Consider the following 20,818-nt stretch of genomic DNA (forward strand, 5'->3'; position numbering starts at 1 on the left):
GGTTTTCGACCTTGTCCATGGGCGCTTTAGCCCAGAAGCTCAAACCTTTGGGGACGTGATCTTCCGCCGAGAATCACAGAGGTGTCATCGAGTGCTATCACTTTGCCATAGGGGGTCTGGCTGCCTGATTTAACCCAGAATGTCTCGCCCTCGGGAGTGCGGAACAAGGCCTCGGATGTTGTCGGGCGGATGACAATCCCCAGAAGCTGAAGTTTCCCGAGCGGGAGCGACGAAGGCTCGGTTGCGGCCTTGGCTGTGGCCGGGTTGACGGGTTTGATAGCGGTCGTGTCCATAGTGCCTCCTTGGCGCGATGTGCGCGCGAAGCAGGCAGATAAACATGACCAAAGGGAGAAGGAAGGTCTACGCTGCAATGCAGCGAAAACCTGCCGGAAGCGCTGTTTTACTCGGCGGCTTTCATCTCAAAGCCTTTTTGCACCATATCCGCCGGGGTGACAGGGTATTCACCGGAGAAGCAGGCATCACAATATTGCGGGCAGCTTTTGTTACGCCCTTCGGCCTCGCCCACTGCGCGGTAGAGACCATCGAGTGAGATGAACTTGAGGCTGTCAACGGCGAGAAACTCGCGCATTTCGTCTTCGGACATCGTTGCGGCGAGAAGTTTCTCGCGCTGCGGAGTATCCACCCCGTAAAAACAGGGCCAGGCCGTGGGCGGGGAGGCGATGCGGAAGTGAACTTCGGCTGCGCCTGCATCCAGGATCATCTCTTTGATTTTGCGTGAAGTTGTGCCGCGCACCACGCTGTCATCGACAAGGATCACCCGTTTGCCGCGAATGAGGGCTCGGTTGACGTTGAGCTTGAGGCGGACACCCATGTTGCGGATTTGCTCTGTCGGTTCAATGAAGGTGCGGCCCATATATTGGTTGCGGATGATGCCCATCGCATAGGGGATGCCGCTTTCTTGCGAAAACCCGATGGCGGCTGGTGTGCCGGAATCAGGCACGGGGCAGACGAGATCGGCCTCGACAGGCGCTTCACGGGCCAGTTCCACACCGATCTGGCGGCGGGTTTCATAGACCGAGCGACCGCCGATGATGCTGTCGGGGCGGGAGAAATAGACATGCTCGAAAATACAGAAGCGCGGCTTCTGGCGTCGGAAAGGGAAGACGCTTTCGACTTTATCACCTGTGATAACGACCATTTCGCCGGGTTCGATTTCGCGCACAAAAGTTGCGCCGATGATATCAAGCGCACAGGTTTCCGAGGACAGCGCCCAGCCATCGCCGATCTGGCCGAGCACAAGCGGGCGCACACCGAGCGGGTCACGCACGCCGATCAGCTTTGTGCGGGTCATGGCAACGATTGAAAAAGCCCCCTCGACGCGACGCAAGGCATCTTCCATCCGCTCGGGGATGTTGCGTTGCAGGCTGCGGGCCATCAGGTGAATGATACATTCGGAATCAGAGCTGGACTGAAAGATGCTGCCACGCTCGATCAACTCGCGGCGCAGGGCCTCGGCGTTGGTGATGTTGCCGTTGTGGGCAATGGCTGCGCCGCCCATCGAAAACTCGCCAAAGAAGGGCTGCACATCGCGCATCGCTGCGCCTTTGGACCCTGCTGTCGAGTAACGCACATGGCCGATTGCCAGTGCACCGGGCAGGGTTTCCATCAGGCTTTGTTTGGTGAAATTGTCGCGCACATAGCCGAAGCGGCGCACCGAGTTGAAATCGTGGTCCGGGTGGTAGGAGACGATCCCGCCAGCCTCCTGACCGCGATGCTGGAGCGCATGCAGGCCGAGGGCGACGAAGTTTGCGGCATCGGTCACGCCGGTGACGCCAAATACGCCGCATTCCTCCTTGAGTTTGTCATCGTCAAAGGGGTGGGCATAATGTTTGGTCACGGGAGCAGCTCCGAATCCGAGGGTGTCGTGAAACCTTCATAGTGAGCCTCGCGGGATATGTCACCCAGCGAAGCGGCCTGATTATGTGTCAGGGGCAGGTTTATTCGCCGCAGCCTGAAACGAGCTGTTCATATTGCTGTGTGATCCAGCCGAGTGCTTGCTCCGGGTCTCGTTCTTCGATGGAGCCGGTCATCTTGCCAAAGACGCGCGCGGAGCGGCTGTCATCAATCGCGGTGATATTTTGCGATGTCACAACGGTTTCATATACAAAAAACGCAATCGCGATGAGCAGGATGCCTCGGGCCACGCCAAAGAGAAAGCCAAGCCCCTGATCAAGGCCGCCGAGGGCCGAGCGCTGGATAAGCGAGGAAAACAAGGGCGTAAACAGCGCTGCGATGACAAGCACTACGGCGAAAATAGCGGCGGCACCGGCGATCATGGAGAGCTCGCAGCTGTCGGAGATGAGGCTGCCGACAACGGGCACTTCCTTGACCAGAGGTTGCACTTGCGGGGCAAAGATGAAGGCCAAAAAGGCGGCAAGGATCCATCCGGCGATGGCAAGGCCTTCGCGCACGAGGCCGCGTGAATAGGCCAGTAGGGCGGAAACAACAATGATCAGGGCGACGACGCCATCAACGATTGTAAAACCTTCCATGATCACTCTCTTTTTTTTGTTCTGTTCTTTATTTGGCGAAGGCTTAGCCGGCGCCGAAAATGTCGCCCACAAAGGCGGTTAGATCGTCATAGCGTTTGGCGGTCAGGCCTGCGGTTGCAGGAGCCTTATCACCCTTTGGCATGATTGCAGTGGAGAAACCAAGTTTTTGCGCTTCTTTCAACCTGTTTTCTGTTTGTGACACGGATCGGAGTGCACCCGATAGGCTTATTTCGCCGAAAACAACGGTGTCTTTGGGCAGGGCTGCATCTTCCCGCGCAGAGAGGAGAGCGGCGGCCACGGCGAGGTCTGCCGCCGGCTCGGAGACCTTCATGCCGCCTGCCACGTTGAGGTATACATCGAGACCTGCAAAGGGAATGCCGACGCGTGCCTCGAGCACGGCGAGGATCATGGCGAGGCGGGAGCTGTCCCATCCGACAACAGTGCGGCGCGGTTGGGAGTGTGGGCTTGGGGCCACAAGTGCTTGAAATTCCACAAGAACAGGGCGTGTGCCCTCGATACCCGAGAATACAACAGAACCGGGAGAAGGTTCGCCACGTTCGGAGAGAAACAGGGCCGAGGGGTTCTTGACCTCTTGTAAACCTGCACCTGTCATCTCGAACACGCCTATTTCATCGGCGGGGCCGAAGCGGTTTTTCACGGCGCGCAGGATACGGAACTGATGGCCGCGCTCGCCTTCGAAATAAAGCACAGTATCGACCATATGCTCGACCACACGGGGACCGGCGATCTGGCCGTCTTTTGTGACGTGGCCGACGAGGATCACGGAGACGCCTTTGCGCTTGGCAAAACTCGTGAGTTCGTGCGCGGCGGCGCGCACCTGCGAGACGGAGCCGGGGGCTGAATCGACCGTATCAACCCACATGGTCTGGATAGAATCAATGATAGCGAGCTGGGGCTTTTCAGCCTCTAGCGTGGTGAGGATATCGCGCAGGTTTGTCTCGGCTCCGAGCTTCACGGGCGCGTCTTTCAGCCCCAGACGCTGGGCGCGCATGCGCACTTGGGCGGAGGCCTCTTCGCCTGAAATGTATATTGTTTTCAGTCCATTAGAGGCGAATTGTGCAGCGGCTTGCAAGAGCACTGTGGATTTTCCGATGCCCGGATCACCGCCAACGAGAATGGCGGACGAGGGCACAAGACCGCCGCCGAGAACGCGGTCGAGTTCGTCCATGCCGCTCATGGTGCGGGGCGGTGGAGCCTCGTCTGTCGAGAGGTCGGTAAGGTCAACGTGACCGCCGCGTTTTGCTCCGATGGATTTGGAGCTGGAGCCCTCGGAGAGGGGTTTTTCTTCGGTGATGGAGTTCCACTCGCCGCACGAATCGCATTGGCCGGCCCATTTTGAGGCGCTCGCACCGCAGGCGTTGCAGACATACTGAAGTTTTTTTGCCATCTATTTTGTATGTCCGAGCGCTGGCATGCCGTCAACTCGCCAGTCGGGGATAAACCCAAAAGAGTTAATATTACTCACTCCGCCGCGCGGGGCAGGTGGGTGACGGTGTCACGTTCGACCTCAACCTCGACCATAGCGATTTTGCCAAGTTCGGGCAGAACCTCGTGCAACTCGTCGCGCAGGCGTTCAAGCTGGCTTGCGGCCACGCTTTCTTCCAGCTCGACCTCGTGCAGCCAGTGCTTGAGCTCGGTTGCGACCAGCTTGGCGTTGCCAAGGCGGGCGTTGAAATTCTCGACCTCTGTCTGACGCTGGCGCAGGAAGTCGCGTGCGCGCGCGAGGGCGTCATCGGAATAGATGTTGGAAAGCTCTTTGGAAATATGGCTCATCTGCGCGGCGGCTTCGAGCACATCGGGCTCAAGCGACCCGAGATCGGGGTGATTGCGCAGGTAAACAAGGCGTTCGCGCACGGAATCAAACTCGCTGCTGAGCTTGAAGTTGCCTGAACGATCAGCGGCATGAGCGTGATGATAGGCGCGGGCGACATCATGCATACCAAGCTGAAAGGAGCGGTGCGAGTTTTCCAGTGTGAGAATACGCTTTGTCGACGGGAGGAAAAACGCCAGCATCACAACGAAGGCCGTGAGGCCGGACTGAACCCATACGCCTGCATTTTCAACGGTTGCACCACCGAACGACAGCTGCATTTCGAGCCACGGCATGAGACCGAAAGCGCAAAGCGCTGTATAGCCCAAGGCGCTGAGTGCGCCGAGAATCACAAGAAAAAACGCAAGCCGATGCAGCAGATAAGTGATGACGCGCAAGCCATGCATAAAGGTGTTCATGAATCCCCCCCGGAACTCTGTTTTGGCAGCTATAAAACTTGGCAGCTATGAGCGAAAATATGCCTATAGCTTTCATTAAAATAGGGGGAAAAACAAGGAGCTTGCCTTTTTTTCGACCAAATTGACTGTTTTCGCTCTATTTATCACGGGTTTGTGGAAACGATCTTTTCGCTTTGAAGGGATTGTTTCGTAAACATGCCGATGACCAAAGACGCAATGATGCAGGCGGTGAAAAGGTAAAGGCCCCATGCGGTTTCAAGCCGGCCTACGCCGATTCCTTTGGCGAGGGTGATGTAGAGCGCGATGAGAAAGATATCGGCCATGGCGAGCTTGCCCAGTATGTTGAGCGCGGGCAGGGCCACAGGCTTGAGCAAGCCGAACTGCACGAGCGCGAGGCCCAGCGTTTTGAGGTAGGGCGCAAACAGCGCGAAAACTGTGACAACCAGCGCGAGAAAAACATCCGTGCCCCAGAGCGACTGAAGCCCCGAGATGACCGAGATTTCGCTGAGTTTGAAGAGGGGCAGAAGGCCCGCCTTCATCAGCGGGGCAAACCATGCAATCGGGAAAAGCACGAGAAGCGACAGATTGGCAAGGCGTAGCAGCATGGGGAGGCTCCTTTGGGCTGTTTTTAGCAGGTAGGGGCGCTTTGGACAGGTGGCTATGGGGAGAAAAGCGTAGATTTTCCCGCTGTTGTTAAGATTTGGTGCATTTGGGCAAAAGGGAGGGGGTGAAAAGCGTGCACAAGGCGTGCACACCCCGTGCACCGCCTGAAACGGTTTTTGGGGAGCGGTGCGTTTGTTATGGCGGCGTGCGGTTTGTTTGATTGGTGTTAGGGATTGGTTGCGCTGCGGCTGCGCCGCATCGCGGCGGTGAGGGGGCTTTGCCCCCTCACACTCCCCCAGGATATTTATGGCAATAAAAAAGGGAGTTTTCGGCGGTGCCTTTGGCGGGCGTCTGTCAGGCGAAGATATAGAGAAGAGCCAGCAGGAAGAGCGCAGATACGGCTATGCCGAGCTTGGGGTTGCCGTGTTTGAGTTCGCCGAAGAAGAAGGCGATGGCAGGGAGTGCTGCGACGAGGGCGACGACAGCGAGTGTTACAGTGTTGAAAGGCGCGGTGCTGGAGGCGGCGAGGCGCGCGGCTGCGAAAAAGAGTAGAAATGCCGCTATGGCGCCGCGCAACACCCAGCGGCGGCGCGGGGCGGCGGGTGTGTAGAAGAAGTGGATGAGGCCTTCGAGCAGGGTTTACATGACGAAATCGGCTAGAAACTCTAGCATTCAGGGCCTCACATGACGGCTAGCAAGAGTGCCCCGGCAAAGCTGAGAGCGAAGCCGAGTGATGCCGCACATGTCAGCGCACCGCTTCGATGGGCCCTTCGGCGCGGCCGTGGATGAACTGGTCGAGGTAAGGGTCACCCGAAGTGTCGAGCTTGGCCACGGGGCCGCTCCATTTGATCACGCCGTCATGCAACATGGCGATGTTGTCGGCGATGGCGCGCACGGAGCTCATATCGTGGGTGATGGTCATGGCCGTGGCGCCCATTTCGGTGACGATCTCGCGGATCAGTTCGTTGATGACGCCTGCCATGATCGGGTCGAGGCCTGTGGTGGGCTCGTCAAAGAAGATGATCTCGGGTTCGGCTGCGATGGCGCGGGCGAGGCCGACGCGCTTTTGCATCCCGCCTGAAAGCTCGGAGGGGAACAGATCGGCGGTTTCGGGCTTGAGGCCCACGCGGCGGAGCTTTTCAATGGCGATTTCGCGGGCCTCGGCTTTGGGGCGCTTCAATGCCCCGCGCAGAAGGCGGAAGGCGACGTTTTGCCAGACGGGGAGGCTATCAAACAGCGCGCCGCCCTGAAACAGCATACCGAAGCGGGCCAGAAAAGCGTCACGGTCGCCTGTTTGGACATTGTTGCCATCAACCGTAATGGTGCCGCTGTCGGGCACAACGAGGCCGAGGATGGATTTGAGCATCACGGATTTGCCTGTGCCCGAGCCGCCGATGATGACCATGGAGGTGCCTTTTTCGATGGTCAGGTTGACGCCTTGCAGAACGTGCTTGGGGCCGAAGGCTTTATGAACGTCTGTGAGGGTGATCATGATGTGAAGAACGCTTCTGTGAGAAGGTAGTTGGCGGCGAGGATAAGGACGCTGGCGGCCACCACCGCGGCTTTGGTGGCGCGGCCGACGCCCTGGGCGCCGCGGCCCGAGTTCATGCCGTAGTAGCAGCCCATGGTGGCGATGATGAAGCCGAAGACCGCGCCTTTGATGAGGCCCGAGGTGACATCCCACAGCTCAAGGAAATCAACGGTGTTTTTGAGATAGGCCGCCTCGTTGAAGCCCAGCCGCGTGACGCCGACAATATAGCCGCCCATGATGCCGATGGCATCGCCCACGGCGACGAGCACAGGCACGGCAAGCGTTGCGGCCAGCACGCGGGGGAGTGTGAGGTATTTCATCGGATTGGTGGAGAGGGTTGTCAGGGCGTCGATCTGCTCGGTGACTTTCATCGTGCCGATTTCGGCGGCGATCGAGCTTGCCACACGGGCGGCAACCATGAGGCCGCCGAGGACGGGGCCAAGCTCGCGGACCATGCCGATTGCGACGATCGAGGGGACGACCTCTTCGGCGTTGAAGCGCGCGCCGCCTGAATAGATCTGCAAGGCCAGTGCGCCGCCTGTGAAGAGCGCTGTAAGGCCGACGACGGGCAGCGAGAGCCAGCCGATTTGCACGAGGGCCGAGAGGAACTCACGGCCATAGAACGGTGGGCGGAAGAGGTGTGTGACGGTTTCGAACGCATAGAGTGCCACGCGGCCCATAGCGGCGAGGGCGGCGAGAACGGTTGCACCGAGGGCGGCGAGGGGGGAGAGAATGAGGCTCATGCTTAACCGCCCGAATAGCGGCGCGTATAGCGTGCGCCGAGGGATGTGAGAATTTCATAGCCGATCGTGCCTGCGGCTGCGGCCAGTGTATCAACGCTTTGCTGGCGGCCCAGAAGGGTAAGCGAGGCGGGTGTTTCCGTAAGATGTGTGATGTCGACGGTGATCAGGTCCATCGAGACGCGGCCCAGCAAGGCGCATTCGCGTTGGCCGTAGAACAGCTTGGCTTTGGAAGACATGGCGCGGATGAGGCCATCAGCGTAGCCTGCAGCCAGAGTGGCGACGCGGCGTGGCTGGCGGGCGACGTAGCCCATGTTGTAGCCGACGCTTTCGCCGGCTTCGACATCGCGGATCTGGATGACGGGCAGTTCGAGATAGGCTACGGGGAGCGCATCGGTATAGGGCGCGCCGCCATACATACCGATACCTGGGCGGGTGAGGTCAAAGTGATACTCGGAGCCGAGCAGCGTGCCGCCTGTGGCGGCGAGGGAGCGGGGAACATCGAGGCCGGCCGTCATCTCTTTGAAGACGCGCAACTGCAAAATGTTCATTGCGGATTGCGGCTCATCTGCAGATGAGAGGTGTGACATGATGAGAGCGGGGCTTTTGGCCATGGCAATCTCGCCGAGGGCGGCCCATTCGGCGGGCTCCATGCCGAGGCGGTTCATGCCGGTGTCAAGCTGGATGCCGAAGGGCGCTTTGGGCAAGGCTTCCATATGGCGCTGGAGCTGGTCTATCGAATTGAGCATCGGCGTGAGGGACAGATCGGCGATCATGTCACTGTCGCCCGCCATGTGACCCGAGAAAACAAAAACTTCAGGGCCATCACCAAGGGCGCGGCGCAGGGTTGCGCCTTCCTCCGAGGTGGCGACAAAGAATTTACGCGCGCCTGCTTTGGCCAGCGCACGGGCCACAGGGCCAACGCCGAGACCGTAGGCATCGGCTTTGACAACGGCGCCTGCTTCGGGGCCGAATGCGCCCAGATTCTGCCAGTTTTGCACCAGCGCATCAAGATCAACTGTGAGGGTTCCGCTTGCCATGGGGTCTTGTTGCCAGAGGGGCGTGTAAGGTCAAGGGGAAATGGTGTTTTCGCGGGTGATCCAAGGGGGTGCCTGTGGCATACAGGTTTGTTTGTTGGGGGCCAGCCCCCCAGATTCAAAAGCCAATGGCTTTTGAATCACCCCCCGGGATATTTAGGGCAAAAAGAAAGACATGAGTGTTTTGCGGGGTGCAGGGGGCTGTTTGCTTTAGCCCGAGTTCGCGGCGAGTTCGACGAGCTTGAGGGCCATTTGGGTGGAGGTTTCCATGTCTTGCACAGAAATCCACTCCAGCGGGCCGTGCAGCTCTTGCATGCCTGTGAAAATGTTGGGGCAGGGCATGCCCAATTCGGTGAGGCGGGACCCGTCGGTTCCGCCGCGGATGGGCTCGGAGGAAGGCGTGAGACCAATGGCCTGTGCGGCGGCGTGGGCGAGATTGACGGGGGTCATATCCTCTTCCAGCCAGTAGCGCATATTGCGATACTGCGGCCTGATTTCGCAGGTGATTTGCGCGCGCGGTTCGGTGAGCTGCACGGCGTTGACCACGCTTTCAAGCAGCGCGCCTTTGGCGGCGAGGCCGTCCAACTCGAAATCACGCAGGATGAAGGTGAGCGTGGCCTCGGCGGCGTTGCCTGTGAGGTCTGTCGCCATGAGGAAGCCTTCACGGCCTTCGGAGGTGTCCGGAGTCATGGTGGCATGAGGCAGGGTCATGAGGACTTTGGCTGCGAGATGCAGCGCGTTGACCATTGTGTCTTTGGCTGTGCCCGGATGGATGGAAACGCCCGTGATGTGGACTTTGGCCCCATCGGCAGAGAAACTCTCGTATTCGATATTGCCGATCTCGCCACCATCAAAGGTATAGGCGAAATCTGCGGCCAGATCGCGGGGCAGATCGGGGTGTACGCCGCGGCCTATCTCTTCGTCAGGGGTAAAGGCGAGGCGGATTTTACCGTGTTTTATCTGTGGATTGGCAAGGAGGTGACGGGCGGTCGTCATCAGGATTGCGACGCCAGCCTTGTCATCGGCGCCAAGCAGGGTTGTGCCCGAGGCGGTGATGATGTCGTGGCCCTGTTTTGTGCCGAGGTAGGGCGAATTTTCGGGCGATAGCGTGAGCTCGGGCGCATCGGGGAAGGAAATATCGCCGCCGTTGTAGCTTTTGTGAACCACAGGTTTGACGCCGGATGCGGCGAATTGCGGGGCGGTGTCGACATGAGCGAGCAGGCCGATTGTGGGCGCGGCTTCGTCTGCTGTGCCTGGAAGGGTGGCGAGCAGTGTGCCGTAGTCTGTGAGCGTGATGTCTTCGGCGCCGATGTCTTCAAGTTCGGCCATGAGCAGGCGCTGCATGTCGAGCTGGATGGCCGTGCTTGGGCTTGTGAGGCTGTCTGCGTCGCTTTGGCTGTCGATTTTGCAGTAGCGGATGAGGCGGTCGGTGAGTTCGTCGTGGAAATCTGCGGTCATGGGGGGATCCGGTTTTGGGATTCGGGGGCATGGTCTGCTGCAAGGCGAAGATGTTCAAGAGGGTTTCGACTTTGCTTCGCAAAGCCGACCGACCGGGGGCTTTGCCCCCGGACCCCCAGGATATTTAGGGCAAAAAGAAAGGGTGCGAGCCTAGAACTGCTCGCCGCCGCCGTTTTGCTGCCAGGGCTTCACGAGGTTGCCAAAGCGGGTGAACTGCGCCTCGAAGCTGAGCTCGACCGTGCCGATGGGGCCGTGGCGCTGCTTGCCGATAATGACTTCGGCTTTGCCGTGCAGGCGCGACATGCGCTCTTGCCACTCGGCCATTTTATCAAGCTCGTGATCGGAAGGCTTTTCGCGCTCGGCGTAATACTCTTCACGGAACACGAACATGACCACGTCGGCGTCTTGCTCGATGGAGCCCGATTCACGAAGGTCGGAGAGTTGCGGTCGTTTGTCTTCGCGGCTTTCGACCTGTCGGGAAAGCTGGGAGAGGGCGATCACCGGGATCTGGAGCTCTTTGGCGATGGCTTTGAGGCCCATCGAGATTTCGCCGATTTCCTGCACGCGGTTTTCCGATGTGCCGCGCACGAGCTGCAAGTAGTCGATGATAAGCAAATCAAGGCCATGGGTGCGCTTGAGGCGGCGGGCGCGTGCGGCGAGCTGGGCGATTGGGATTGCCGCGGTGTCATCGATGAAGAGCGGGCAGGCTTCGAGTTCTTTGGCGGCGTCAACGAAGCGGCGGAATTCGCTTTCGTCCATGTCGCCCTGGCGGATTTTGTGACTGCTGATTTCGGAGGCTTCGGCGAGGATACGGCCAGCGAGCTGCTCGGCGCTCATCTCGAGACTGAAAAAGCCGACGACGCCGCCATCGACCGCGCCTTCGGAGCCGTCTTGCAGCTTGCCGCGCTTGTAGGCTTTGGCGACGTTATAGGCGATGTTGGTGGCGAGAGAGGTTTTGCCCATGGAGGGGCGGCCCGCGAGGATGAGCAAGTCGGACTTGTGCAAGCCGCCAAGCATCTTGTCCATATCCATGAGGTCTGTGGCGATGCCTGCGAGGCCGCCTTCACGCTGATAGGCGGCGTTGGCAACATTAACAGCATCGGTTACTGCCTTGAGAAAGCTTTGAAAACCGCTTTCTGTTTGGCCCTGTTCGGCGAGTTTGTAGAGCTGTTGCTCGGCCTCGACGATCTGTTCTTTCGGCTCTGACGCGACATCGACCCGCGCGGCCTTGGCGCTGATTTCCTGCCCCAGAGCGATAAGATCGCGGCGGATCGCCAGATCATAAATCAGCTGGGCATAATCGCGCACAGCGAAGGCGGAGATGGCCGCGCCGGCAAGGCGGGCGAGATAGGCGGGGCCGCCGAGCTCTTTGAGGCCTTCGTCATCCTCGAAAAAGGCTTTGAGCGTGACGGGAGAGGCGAGGTTGTTTTTGGCGATGCGGGCGGCGGCTGTCTCGAAGATGCGTGCGTGCACCGGATCGTAGAAATGTTTGGGGGTGATGATGCTGGCGATCTTGTCGTAGACATCATTGTTGGTGAGGAGCGCGCCGAGGAGCTGCTGCTCGGCCTCGATGGAATGGGGAATGGTTTCGGGCGAGGAAACTTCGGCTGGCAGATTTTGACCAGTGGCGTTGAATGCTGCGACTTCGTTCATGCCTGATTGATTCCTGTTTTGCCCGTGTGTGGGGGAGTTGTATGTGATGGGCGCGGAAAACGCATTCGGGAAATCTCTGTGGAGAGCCTGCGGGATAACCCTGTGAATAAGTTGGACTGCGCTGTGTGCTTATAGATACTGTAGCACAGGGGTACCCACCTACCAAATGTAGGGCCGATAAGTGATTCCGTGACGCGAACGAAAGTCCTGTCTGTGGATAAGTATTTGTTTTCGTTTGGTTCGGCAGGGTTACGGCCGCTGTGTGGTAAAAATCGCGGCTATTTCTTGTTTTCATCCTGCCATTTGCGCGGATCATTCAGGAAGCGCTCGACTTCAGCCAATGTCTCGGCGGAGAAGGCTTCTTGTGCGCGGGCCTCGGCGAGAACGTCCCACCATGTGCAGAGGTGATGCAGGGTGACACCGTGATCTCCAAGCGTTTTGACCGTTTCAGGGAAAATGTCATAGTAGAAGATGACAGCCGTATGGGCGCAGGTTGCGCCTGTGTCGCGGATGGCATCCACGAAGGAAAGCTTGGAGCCGCCGTCTGTTGTGAGATCTTCGACCAGCAACACGCGCTCGCCCTCGGACATTGCGCCTTCTATGCGGGCGTTTTTGCCGTAGCCCTTTGGCTTTTTGCGCACATATGTCATCGGCAGGGCCATGCGTTCGGCGACGAGGGCGGCGAAGGGAATGCCTGCTGTTTCGCCGCCTGCGATATTGTCGAACGCTTCAAACCCGGCATTGCGCATGACTGTGACAGTGAGAAAATCCATCAGTGTGCTGCGGATGCGCGGGAAGCTGATGAGCTTGCGGCAGTCGATGTAGCTGGGCGAGGGCAGGCCGGAGGCCAGCGTGTAGGGTTCGTCGGTGTTAAAATTGACAGCGCCGATTTCGAGCAGCATGCGGGCCGTGAGGCGGGCCATTTCTTCGGGTGTCGGGTAGCTTGTCGGGATCATGATCGGGCCTTTGACGTTTGCGGAGGGGCAGGAGCCTCCGGCTGGGATATTTTGGAGAGAAAAAGTGCTTAGGGGGCGGACCAGTAGACGGGAGAGCCCGGATTGAAGACGGTGACGGGATCTGCGCCGTTCTTGATCTCTTTCGGGAAGGTCACGGGGCTGTCGGATTTGGTGAGGATTACTGTATCGGTGTTGACGGGCAGACCATAGAAGGCAGGGCCGTGAAGGGATGTGAATCCTTCGAGCTTATCAAGCGCGCCTGCGTCATCGAATGTCTGCGCAAGGCAGGCGAGGGCGACGGGGGCTGTAAAGCATCCTGCCGAGCAGCATTCGCTTTCTTTGGCATGGGTCGGATGCGGGGCGCTGTCGGTGCCCAGAAAGAAGCGCGCATCGCCTGATGTTGCGGCGGCAAGGAGCGCTTCGCGGTGATCACGGCGTTTGAGGATGGGCAGGCAATAATAATGCGGGCGCATCCCGCCGACCAGCATATCGTTGCGATCGAGCATGAGGTGCTGAACGGTGATTGTGGCGCCCAGACGCTCGGGGTTGGCTTTGACATAATCGGCGCCGTCTTTGGTTGTTATGTGTTCCATCACCACCCGCAGTTCGGGGACGGCGCGGCGGATCGGATCAAGCACGCGGTCGATGAAGACGGCTTCGCGATCGAAGATGTCGATGTCACGGTCGGTGACTTCGCCGTGGACGCAGAGCGGGCAGCCGATTTCGGCCATGCGTTCGAGCACGGGGCGGACTTTATCAAAGTCGGCCACACCCGAGGCGGAGTTGGTTGTGGCGCCTGCGGGGTAGAGTTTGACTGCCGAGATCAGACCTGCGGCATGGGCGGCGGCGAGATCATCGGGGTTTGTCTCTTCGGTGAGATAGAGCGTCATAAGGGGGGTGAAGCTGTCACCTTTCGGCATCGCCGCGAGGATGCGGGCTTTGTAGGCGCTTGCATCGGCCATGGTGACCACGGGGGGCACAAGATTGGGCATGATGATGGCGCGGGCGAAGTGGCGTGTTGTTTCGGGCAAAACGGCCTTGAGCATTGCGCCATCGCGCAGGTGCAGGTGCCAATCATCGGGGCGGACGAGCGTGAGTGTGTGTGTCATGGCCGAGCGCTTACACAAAATTCGCGCGCTGTGCCAGATGATTTAGCGCTTAGCTGTCGGCTTCAGTGAGTTCGGCCAGACGGGTTTCCAGGCCTTTGAGGCGGCGCTCGAAAGCCGGGACGCCTTCCATGCGGGCGATCACGTTTTTACAGATGACATAAGAGAGCTTGGTGCGGCCCTTGTCATCGGTATGGCGGAGAAGGTTGCGCAGATACTGGCGGTCTTCGCGACGTGCGCGGGCCAGTTTGGCGAAGATCTCGGGGGTGAGGCGACCCGTGCTTGCAAGCGCGATGAGACGCGACAGGATTTTCATGTTGCGCAGGGAATACTGGAGCGAGCCGCCCGCGTGGCGCAGGCGCAGCTTGTGCACATTGGGCCGTGTGAAGAGGGCGGCGTGCATGGCATCTTCTGTTTCTTCGGGGTCGTAGATGACGAAGGCTTCGGCTGCGGCGTCGATCATATCAGGGGCGTAGCCGTAGCGGGAGGTGAAATCGAGGCGGCGCTGGCGGATGAAACGATCATCCCATTCGGCGACGCGCGGATCAAGTGTGGCTTGCGGCTGAAGGGCCAGCACGCGCGCGCCGGGGGCTGCGATGGAATAGGCGGCTGCCGCGTAACCACAGGGGCCGGCACCGTAGAAGATGACATTGTCGAACTCTTCAAAGAATCCGTCATCCACCAGATCATCGAAATAGGCGTAGATCTCGCGATCCCGGAACCACGATTGACCATCGGAGATGAGCGAGAGGGAGGACCAGCCCAGCACCTTGGCCACTTCCCACCCGAGCGGGTGGGCATTGGGGGAAATACGCTGGATGCCATCGTAGCTTTCAAATGTCACAAGCAGCGTTTCTCCGCCTGCGATGTAGGAGGAGAAATGCTTGCGGCCGAGCGGTTGGAAATGGCCGTTGTTTTCGGAAAGGTCTGCCAAAGCTGTCAGCCAGTCACGCTTGGACAGTTCTGTCAGCGAGCCTTCGAGTGTTTTAGCCAGATCCTGCATGTCTCAATACCTTTTTGCGCGCAGTTAACCCGCGCTTTGGAGGCAGATTAGTTTTGGAATGGGGCAAAAATGCGGAAGAGACGTGTAAATTTATGGCTTTGTACGGCTTATTTGGGAATGGCTCAGGATGAGCCGGGCATACTCGGGGGGCACAGGGCGCGAGGGGGGCGTTTGGAGCAGGCGACCAAAGAGGGCGCGGTAGGGCTCGATGTCCATCAGTTGCGAGATGCGCTTTTGCCTCCAGGCAACTGATTTAGCGTGTAATTTGTCCAGTACTTTGTCGGACTTCAGCGCGGTGAGCTCGTCTTCAAACACCCTATCGAGCGCGAGGATGCTTTTGTCTTCATCGGTGTTGTAATTGCGCTCGACCCAGTAATCGACATCGAGCATGTGGTCGGAATGCACCGCGCGGCCACGGTCGGCTTTGACAAGGTAGCCTTCCATCGTGCCGAGTGCGTAGTGATTGAGCTGAACAAGGCCATAATTGTCGCGGCCATAGTCTGAAAAGATGCGTTTAGTGGTAAAATCTTCACCAAGAGCGCGGCCTTGGCCATCATACCAGCGGGCCGAGCCGAGCTTTGATGTATCGGGCTGGCGGGGGCGGTGAACGCCTATTTTGCCGTAGGTCCCATCATTTTTGTAGAGCGTTTTGAACATGGCGGCGCGCCATGGCCAATTCATGACAGCGGGGGCGGCGCGCGTGAACTGACGGGTGACGGGGGTGTCGGAGTAGCGGACCTGATCGGCATTGCCGAAGAGCCGCCATGTGAGGGTGATGGCTGTGGCCTCGGGAAGGGTTTTGAGCAGGGCTTGCAGCGTATGATCGCCGACATGGATGTTGACGAACTCGTCAATGTCGAGCGCCATGATCCAGTCGGCCTCACGCGCCAAGGGGTGTTTTGAGGCGAGGTTAAGGGCGGTGAACTGGATGCCCCTTTTATCAAAGGGGCCATCATTGCGGATGTGGGTGAGAAGGCCGAGCGCGGCGAGGCGCTCCAGCATGGTGTCGGTTCCATCATCGCAATCGTTTGACAACACGAGAAAGTCGGTGAAACCGACTGCCCTGTGGTGCGCCAGCCATTCCAGAAGGAAGGACGCTTCGTTGCGCACTGTCAGGACAGCGAGGGCTTTCACTTGGTGTCCCATTCCTTGCGAAAGCAGACCACTTTCTGATCGGAAAGGCGCGGGAAATAGGTGAGGCCGGCTTCATGCATGGCATCAAACACCGCGCGCACGCCTTTGGCTCCGATCCATTGCGGGTGCAGCTCGATGACTGCGGCTCTGAGGCCCGAATATTTCAGGTGCGGGAGCAGGTCTGCCTCGGCGCCTTCTATATCGCAGATAAAGACATCGGGCTTGATCTGGTTGAAGGTGGCATTGATGCCGAGCACCTCGACCTCTTCGACCGACTTCACCGGCATGTTCGTGACCTCGGGCTCAAGCGAGGAGGCGAGGAAGTTTTCGCGCACATAAAACTTCTGCGGCTTGCCTTTTCGGGCGGCGAGCAGGGCGTTGTAGGTTGTGATTGTGTCCACATCGTTGAGCGCGTGCATCTGGTGCTGAAAATTGATCAGGTGCGGGTTGGCTTCGAAAGTATGGATCGCTTTGACATCGCGTTTTTTTGCGAGAATTGTCGAGACAAACCCGATGCCGCCGCCAAGCTCGAGCACTGTATCACCGGCCTTTACGACGCGCATGGCAGCGTTGACTTCTTTGCCTTCATAGCCGTGCAGGCGCAGGGAGCGCTTGATTTTGGGGGTCATCACCGAGGGGTTTTTGGGCACGCGCACACCGCGCGAGCGGATCACGGGGGTGTCGGCGGTGGGGGTATCTGTCTGGTGGGTGTCCATGGTTCAGCTCTCCATATCAAGAGCGAGGGAATAGGCCACGCGCTCGGTTTCGTTGAGTTTGACTTTGAGTGCCTGCGCGTAAAGCTCCTGAAACTCGGGGGTTTCGTGCAGGTCTTTGACTTTTTCCTTGTGCCACTTCAGCCCCTCTTCGTGGAGCTTGCGCAGTTTCTTGTCGCTCATGAGCCTGTCATATTCGGCGCGGGTGCGCGCGACATTGCGCTTGATGGTGATATCGCGGTGATCGGACCAGTCCATGCGGATCCAGTAGTTTAGGCCGATGGAGCGATCAACGTGCAGCGCACGGCCACGCTGGCGCTTGATGAGGAAGCTCTCGGCGGAGCGCAGCGCATAGTGATTGAGCTGCACAAGGTCGTAACCGATTGTTTTTTTGGAGCTTCTCCAGCCGCCTTTGATGTAGTCAGCGCTCACATCTTCGCCTGATCCGTTGACCCATTTGAGCAGGCCGCGCTTTTCGTCGACCACCTGATTGGGGCGATGACAGGAGATTTTGCGGTAGGCATCAAGGTTCTGGAACATGGATTTGAAGCCCCAGACGGTGTGCGGCTTGGGGCAGTATTTCGGCGCGCAGGTCTCGAACTGCTCGATCACGAAATCATCGGAGAGCTCGTGCACATCGTTGTGGCCGAAGAGCCGCCATGTCATCGCAATATTGGTGGCGCCTTTGGTGGCTTTGAAAAGGTCTTCCAGCGTGCCGTTGCCCGTGCGCACGTTGATGAACTCGTCCACATCAATGTGGATGATCCACTCGGCGTTCTGGATCACAGGTTCTTTTTGGGATTTGTTGAGCGCGAATTGCTGGGGCGATTTGCCCTTCCAGTTGTTGTTGTCGCGGTGCTGGAGCACGCCCATCTCTTGCAGGTGGTCGAGAAGCTCTGTCGTGTTATCTTCACAGCCGTTGGTGTAGATCAGGAAGTTATCAACCCCCATAGCGCGGTGATAGGCGACCCACTCGACGATATAGGGGCTTTCGTTTTTCATACAGCCGACGATGACATTGCCTGAGTTGCCCTTGGGCAGCACACGCCGCGGCACTTCGGAATATTGGGGCTGTTCCTGATCTTCTTTCACCTTGCCCATGTCATTGTGCGGGCGGATGTGTGTGGACATGACGATCTGGTGGTTGACCTTGAACATTTCGAGGAACTCGCCGCGCTTGTCAGATGTGCCGCTTTGGTGCTTTTCCTCAAGCTCGGCATCTATCGGCACAAACTCGGCCAGACGCGCGGCGCTGTCTTCCTGCTCGGCGGTGAGCGCCTTGATATCGTCAAAGCTGGGCGCCTGCTTGCGGATAAAATGCGTTGAGGCGGCCATATATTGTGTGGCGCGCCAGCCCTCTGTCATTTCGGGCTCGTGCCAGAGCGCGGTGGGCTTGGGCGGGGTGAACCAGCCGTCTTCCAGCGTGTCAAAGCGCTTGGTGAGGGCTTCGTTATCGGCCTTAAAACGCTCGGCTATGGGGTAGAGGCTTCCTGCGTCAATGGCCGGGCCGCGCACACGGTGCGGGTAGATCAGCTTTTTGCGCATATCAAACGGCATCGAAAGCTCTTTGGCCTGCATGTAGCGCACGAAAATATCGTTGAGCTGGCGCGCGCGCGCCAGTGTCTCGGCACCTGGGCTTTTGTCCTCCTGCACAGGGTCCATCTGCCCCATGGGAATGTCGGTGCCAAGGATCGCGTTAAGCTCGGCTGCACCATTTTCGGAGCCGAGGCGCTCCATATCGAGCGAGCGTAGCGTCACGTTGCCCACACCGAAGACCTCTTCCCAGTGATCGAGCAGGGCGGTGTAATCGACCCAGCAAGGTGGGAAGTGAATATCGTTGAACTCGGCGGAGAGCGGATTTGGCTTGGTGCGCATGGCGAGGGAGGCATCCCACCAGCTTTCGGCCTTGGCCAGCTCCAGCTCGAGATCGAGCGGGAAGCGGCGGCCGTCCATCACGGTTTTCTCGTAGTTTTGCACAAGCGCATGGCTCGGCTCATCGACATAGGCGTGAATTTGGATATCGTCGGAGAAGGGCGCGAAGAAGGCGCGCAGGCGCTCAAGCTCGCTTTTCTTGTGCATGAGCGCGCCAAGTTGACCCGAACTGATGACCAGGTGATCGGGCTGCTCGGCCTCAAGCGAAGCGGCAATTTGCGATTGCAGGTGTGAATAGAGCGCTTGCTGGGCAGCGAGCAGCTCGAACCCGCGCAAATAACGCACGAGGCCCACCTCGGAGTTGGACGAGCAGGCCATATAGATGCGGATATGGTTCCAATCGGGGCTGTAAACCTTGTGTTTGGCGAGGAGCGCAGACTTTTTCTTCAGCACGGTGCGAAAGCGCGCTGTGCCGTAGTCTGTTGGTCCGATGATCAGGCTGATTTTCATGCGTTACTCGTTCTTACACTGGTTGGTCGGCAGGGGCCGCAGGCTTTGCGGGCGCCGATTTGTTTTCGTTTGCGCGGCCCCACCACGGCAGATCAATGCCAAGGAATGCGCCAACTTTCTTGGGTGCGTCAGGATCGGTGATATCAAAGGCGAGGAAGTTATCGGCGCCTGAAAAGACGCGTTCGCAGAACATGTAATGCCCCAGAACCCAGCGGGCGAGGTGGCTCTCTTCGGCGCCATAGCCTTTGGGCAGGCCGGGGACATTGGTGTTGGGCAGGCGCAGCGTGCCGAGGTTGCCCCACCGCATAATGGAAGAGGCGGTTTCAGCGGGATCGCGCATGTTGAGCAAAAAGCGCGTGTCGGGGTGGTGACGCTGGATTGCGTCGATCATCCCCCAGTCGGTTTGGGGCCAGATTGTATAGTGCAGGCCCGCTTGGCTGAGTTCGTTGAAAGCGCGGAAGTCGTTGAGGCGGTGGAACGGATCACCATGATCGAAATAATCACGATACATGACGGTGCCGAGATGTTTGCCGACAAGCTCCGGATCGGTGCTTTGGCGGCGGTGGATACGCCAGTCAACCGTGCGGATTTGTGCACGTCTGAGCGCGCGTGTCAGCGTGGTTGTGCCGGTTTTGGGCAGGCCGAGGTTGACGATTTTGAACGTATCGCTCATGCGGGCATGCCGATAAGCTCGCGCAGCTCGGCCTCGTTTGGCGGATAGGGCGAGCAGGTTTGAAGCTGCTTGCGCATGGCTTGGTAGGTATCTTGTGCCATCAGCTCTTCAAGCTTGGCCTTGTGCAGTGCGACGCATTCGTCGTGCAACGCGCCGATGCCATCAAGCGCCTTGAGGCGGTCCATTTCGGCGGCGAGCTTGTCTTTGTAGCGCAGGATACTGTCATCGAAGTAGGCGGCATCGTTGCGCTCGCGCCAGTAGGTGTCATCAAATTCGCGGAACTCGCGGTTCACATCACCACGGTCGTTTTTGACCAGATAGCTGTCAAGCGAGCGCACGGCGTAATGGTTGAGCGTGGCAAAGTTGCGCACCCCTTTGGAGGGGTATTTGCGGATGCGGCGTTTGTTGACCATCTTGATGAACTGGATCATCACAGGCTGGCCTGATCCGTCTGTCCATGTGGGCTGCTTGCGACGGGGAAGATTTTTGCCATCATGAAACGGACGGTGCGCGCCAAAATAGGTCATCGGGAAATCGGAGCGCACGAGAGATTTTACCTCGATCGCGGTTTCATGTGTCCAGATGTCGGGGTTGTGTGAATAGAGGAACTGCTCGATCACCGGCTTGTCTTCATATTTTTCGATGCCACAGCTGGCGAAGAACTGGAAAGTCACGGAAATGCACTGCGGGTTGCCGCAGGCCTCGATGAGCGCGGGGATGGTGTGATCCCCGACGTGGATATTGAGGAACTCGTCAACATCGGCGACCCAGACCCAATCGGCCTTTTTGATCGAGGCGCGGCGGCGCGACTTTTTGAGCGCTTCCATCTGGTAATTGCGGCCCTTGGCGGGGTTTACCATCGTCTCGACGATGCCGTGCTCCTGAAGCTTTTCAAGCAGGCGGTCGGTGCCATCGGTGCAATCGTTATGATAGATCATGAAATCGGTCACGCCGATCACGCGGTTGTAGGCGATCCATTCCAGAAGAAAGGGGCCTTCGTTTTTCACACAGGTCAGGGCTGTGATGTTCATGACAATCGCCCCGCGCCTGTGCCGGTTCTGTGATG

General features: G+C 58.7%; 20 protein-coding genes. 1 reads left to right on the plus strand and 19 read right to left on the minus strand.

The window, feature by feature from the left end:
• Nucleotides 1–26: 26 nt before the first annotated feature.
• From OE750_RS01960 to OE750_RS01985, 6 genes are all read right to left on the minus strand, one after another.
• A complete protein-coding gene (locus OE750_RS01960) occupies nucleotides 27–293 on the minus strand; it encodes a hypothetical protein (RefSeq protein ID WP_263760795.1) in 267 nt (88 codons plus the stop codon).
• Nucleotides 294–400: 107 nt separating this feature from the next.
• Complete coding sequence (purF, locus tag OE750_RS01965) at nucleotides 401–1,858, minus strand: amidophosphoribosyltransferase (protein ID WP_263760797.1); 1,458 nt, start codon at nucleotides 1,856–1,858, stop codon at nucleotides 401–403.
• Nucleotides 1,859–1,958: 100 nt separating this feature from the next.
• Nucleotides 1,959–2,513, minus strand: a complete 555-nt coding sequence (locus tag OE750_RS01970) for a CvpA family protein (RefSeq protein ID WP_263760799.1) — start codon at nucleotides 2,511–2,513, stop codon at nucleotides 1,959–1,961.
• A gap of 43 nt (nucleotides 2,514–2,556) precedes the next feature.
• A complete protein-coding gene (gene radA, locus OE750_RS01975; RefSeq protein WP_263760801.1) occupies nucleotides 2,557–3,921 on the minus strand; it encodes a DNA repair protein RadA in 1,365 nt (454 codons plus the stop codon).
• A gap of 74 nt (nucleotides 3,922–3,995) precedes the next feature.
• Nucleotides 3,996–4,763, minus strand: a complete 768-nt coding sequence (locus tag OE750_RS01980; RefSeq protein WP_263760803.1) for a DNA repair protein — start codon at nucleotides 4,761–4,763, stop codon at nucleotides 3,996–3,998.
• 143 nt (nucleotides 4,764–4,906) lie between these two features.
• Nucleotides 4,907–5,368 carry a paraquat-inducible protein A gene (locus tag OE750_RS01985; protein WP_263760805.1) on the minus strand — a complete coding sequence of 154 codons (462 nt, stop codon included), beginning with the start codon at nucleotides 5,366–5,368 and terminating at the stop codon, nucleotides 4,907–4,909.
• Nucleotides 5,369–5,672: 304 nt separating this feature from the next.
• Between OE750_RS01985 and OE750_RS01990 the strand changes: the two genes are divergently transcribed.
• The gene (locus tag OE750_RS01990; RefSeq protein WP_263760806.1) at nucleotides 5,673–5,918 is read left to right on the plus strand and encodes a hypothetical protein; all 246 of its coding nucleotides are present in this window, start codon (nucleotides 5,673–5,675) and stop codon (nucleotides 5,916–5,918) included.
• Nucleotides 5,919–6,111: 193 nt separating this feature from the next.
• On the opposite strand, the gene OE750_RS01995 is transcribed toward OE750_RS01990, so the two are convergent.
• The 13 genes from OE750_RS01995 to OE750_RS02055 all read right to left on the minus strand — a co-directional run bounded on the left by OE750_RS01995 (nucleotide 6,112) and on the right by OE750_RS02055 (nucleotide 20,783).
• On the minus strand, nucleotides 6,112–6,858 hold the full coding sequence (locus OE750_RS01995) for an ABC transporter ATP-binding protein (protein ID WP_263760808.1): 747 nt from the start codon (nucleotides 6,856–6,858) through the stop codon (nucleotides 6,112–6,114).
• Nucleotides 6,855–7,640, minus strand: a complete 786-nt coding sequence (locus OE750_RS02000) for an MlaE family ABC transporter permease (protein ID WP_263760810.1) — start codon at nucleotides 7,638–7,640, stop codon at nucleotides 6,855–6,857. Before OE750_RS02000 ends, OE750_RS01995 begins: the two co-directional genes overlap by 4 nt.
• Before the next feature lie 2 nt (nucleotides 7,641–7,642).
• A complete protein-coding gene (gene alr, locus OE750_RS02005) occupies nucleotides 7,643–8,677 on the minus strand; it encodes an alanine racemase (protein ID WP_263760812.1) in 1,035 nt (344 codons plus the stop codon).
• 207 nt (nucleotides 8,678–8,884) lie between these two features.
• Nucleotides 8,885–10,132: a peptidase T gene (gene pepT, locus OE750_RS02010; protein WP_263760814.1), complete on the minus strand. Its 1,248-nt coding sequence runs from the start codon at nucleotides 10,130–10,132 to the stop codon at nucleotides 8,885–8,887.
• Between the two features lie 150 nt (nucleotides 10,133–10,282).
• On the minus strand, nucleotides 10,283–11,785 hold the full coding sequence (locus tag OE750_RS02015; RefSeq protein ID WP_263760816.1) for a replicative DNA helicase: 1,503 nt from the start codon (nucleotides 11,783–11,785) through the stop codon (nucleotides 10,283–10,285).
• A 278-nt stretch (nucleotides 11,786–12,063) separates the two neighbouring features.
• On the minus strand, nucleotides 12,064–12,741 hold the full coding sequence (locus OE750_RS02020; protein WP_263760818.1) for an orotate phosphoribosyltransferase: 678 nt from the start codon (nucleotides 12,739–12,741) through the stop codon (nucleotides 12,064–12,066).
• Nucleotides 12,742–12,809: 68 nt separating this feature from the next.
• The gene (pyrC, locus tag OE750_RS02025; protein ID WP_263760820.1) at nucleotides 12,810–13,850 is read right to left on the minus strand and encodes a dihydroorotase; all 1,041 of its coding nucleotides are present in this window, start codon (nucleotides 13,848–13,850) and stop codon (nucleotides 12,810–12,812) included.
• A 49-nt stretch (nucleotides 13,851–13,899) separates the two neighbouring features.
• Nucleotides 13,900–14,850 (minus strand): phosphoadenosine phosphosulfate reductase, encoded by a 951-nt coding sequence (locus OE750_RS02030; protein ID WP_263760822.1) that lies wholly within the window; start codon nucleotides 14,848–14,850, stop codon nucleotides 13,900–13,902.
• 90 nt (nucleotides 14,851–14,940) lie between these two features.
• A complete protein-coding gene (locus OE750_RS02035; RefSeq protein ID WP_263760825.1) occupies nucleotides 14,941–15,996 on the minus strand; it encodes a glycosyltransferase family 2 protein in 1,056 nt (351 codons plus the stop codon).
• A complete protein-coding gene (locus OE750_RS02040) occupies nucleotides 15,981–16,700 on the minus strand; it encodes an FkbM family methyltransferase (protein WP_263760827.1) in 720 nt (239 codons plus the stop codon). Before OE750_RS02040 ends, OE750_RS02035 begins: the two co-directional genes overlap by 16 nt.
• A gap of 3 nt (nucleotides 16,701–16,703) precedes the next feature.
• Nucleotides 16,704–19,079: a glycosyltransferase family 2 protein gene (locus OE750_RS02045; protein ID WP_263760829.1), complete on the minus strand. Its 2,376-nt coding sequence runs from the start codon at nucleotides 19,077–19,079 to the stop codon at nucleotides 16,704–16,706.
• 13 nt (nucleotides 19,080–19,092) lie between these two features.
• Entirely contained in the window at nucleotides 19,093–19,752 is a 660-nt protein-coding gene (locus OE750_RS02050) for a sulfotransferase family protein (RefSeq protein ID WP_263760831.1), read from the minus strand.
• Nucleotides 19,749–20,783: a glycosyltransferase family 2 protein gene (locus tag OE750_RS02055; RefSeq protein ID WP_263760833.1), complete on the minus strand. Its 1,035-nt coding sequence runs from the start codon at nucleotides 20,781–20,783 to the stop codon at nucleotides 19,749–19,751. Before OE750_RS02055 ends, OE750_RS02050 begins: the two co-directional genes overlap by 4 nt.
• Nucleotides 20,784–20,818 lie beyond the last annotated feature (35 nt).

It is taken from the genome of Lentibacter sp. XHP0401 (genome assembly GCF_025751535.1).
In the GTDB taxonomy this organism is placed as follows: domain Bacteria; phylum Pseudomonadota; class Alphaproteobacteria; order Rhodobacterales; family Rhodobacteraceae; genus Lentibacter.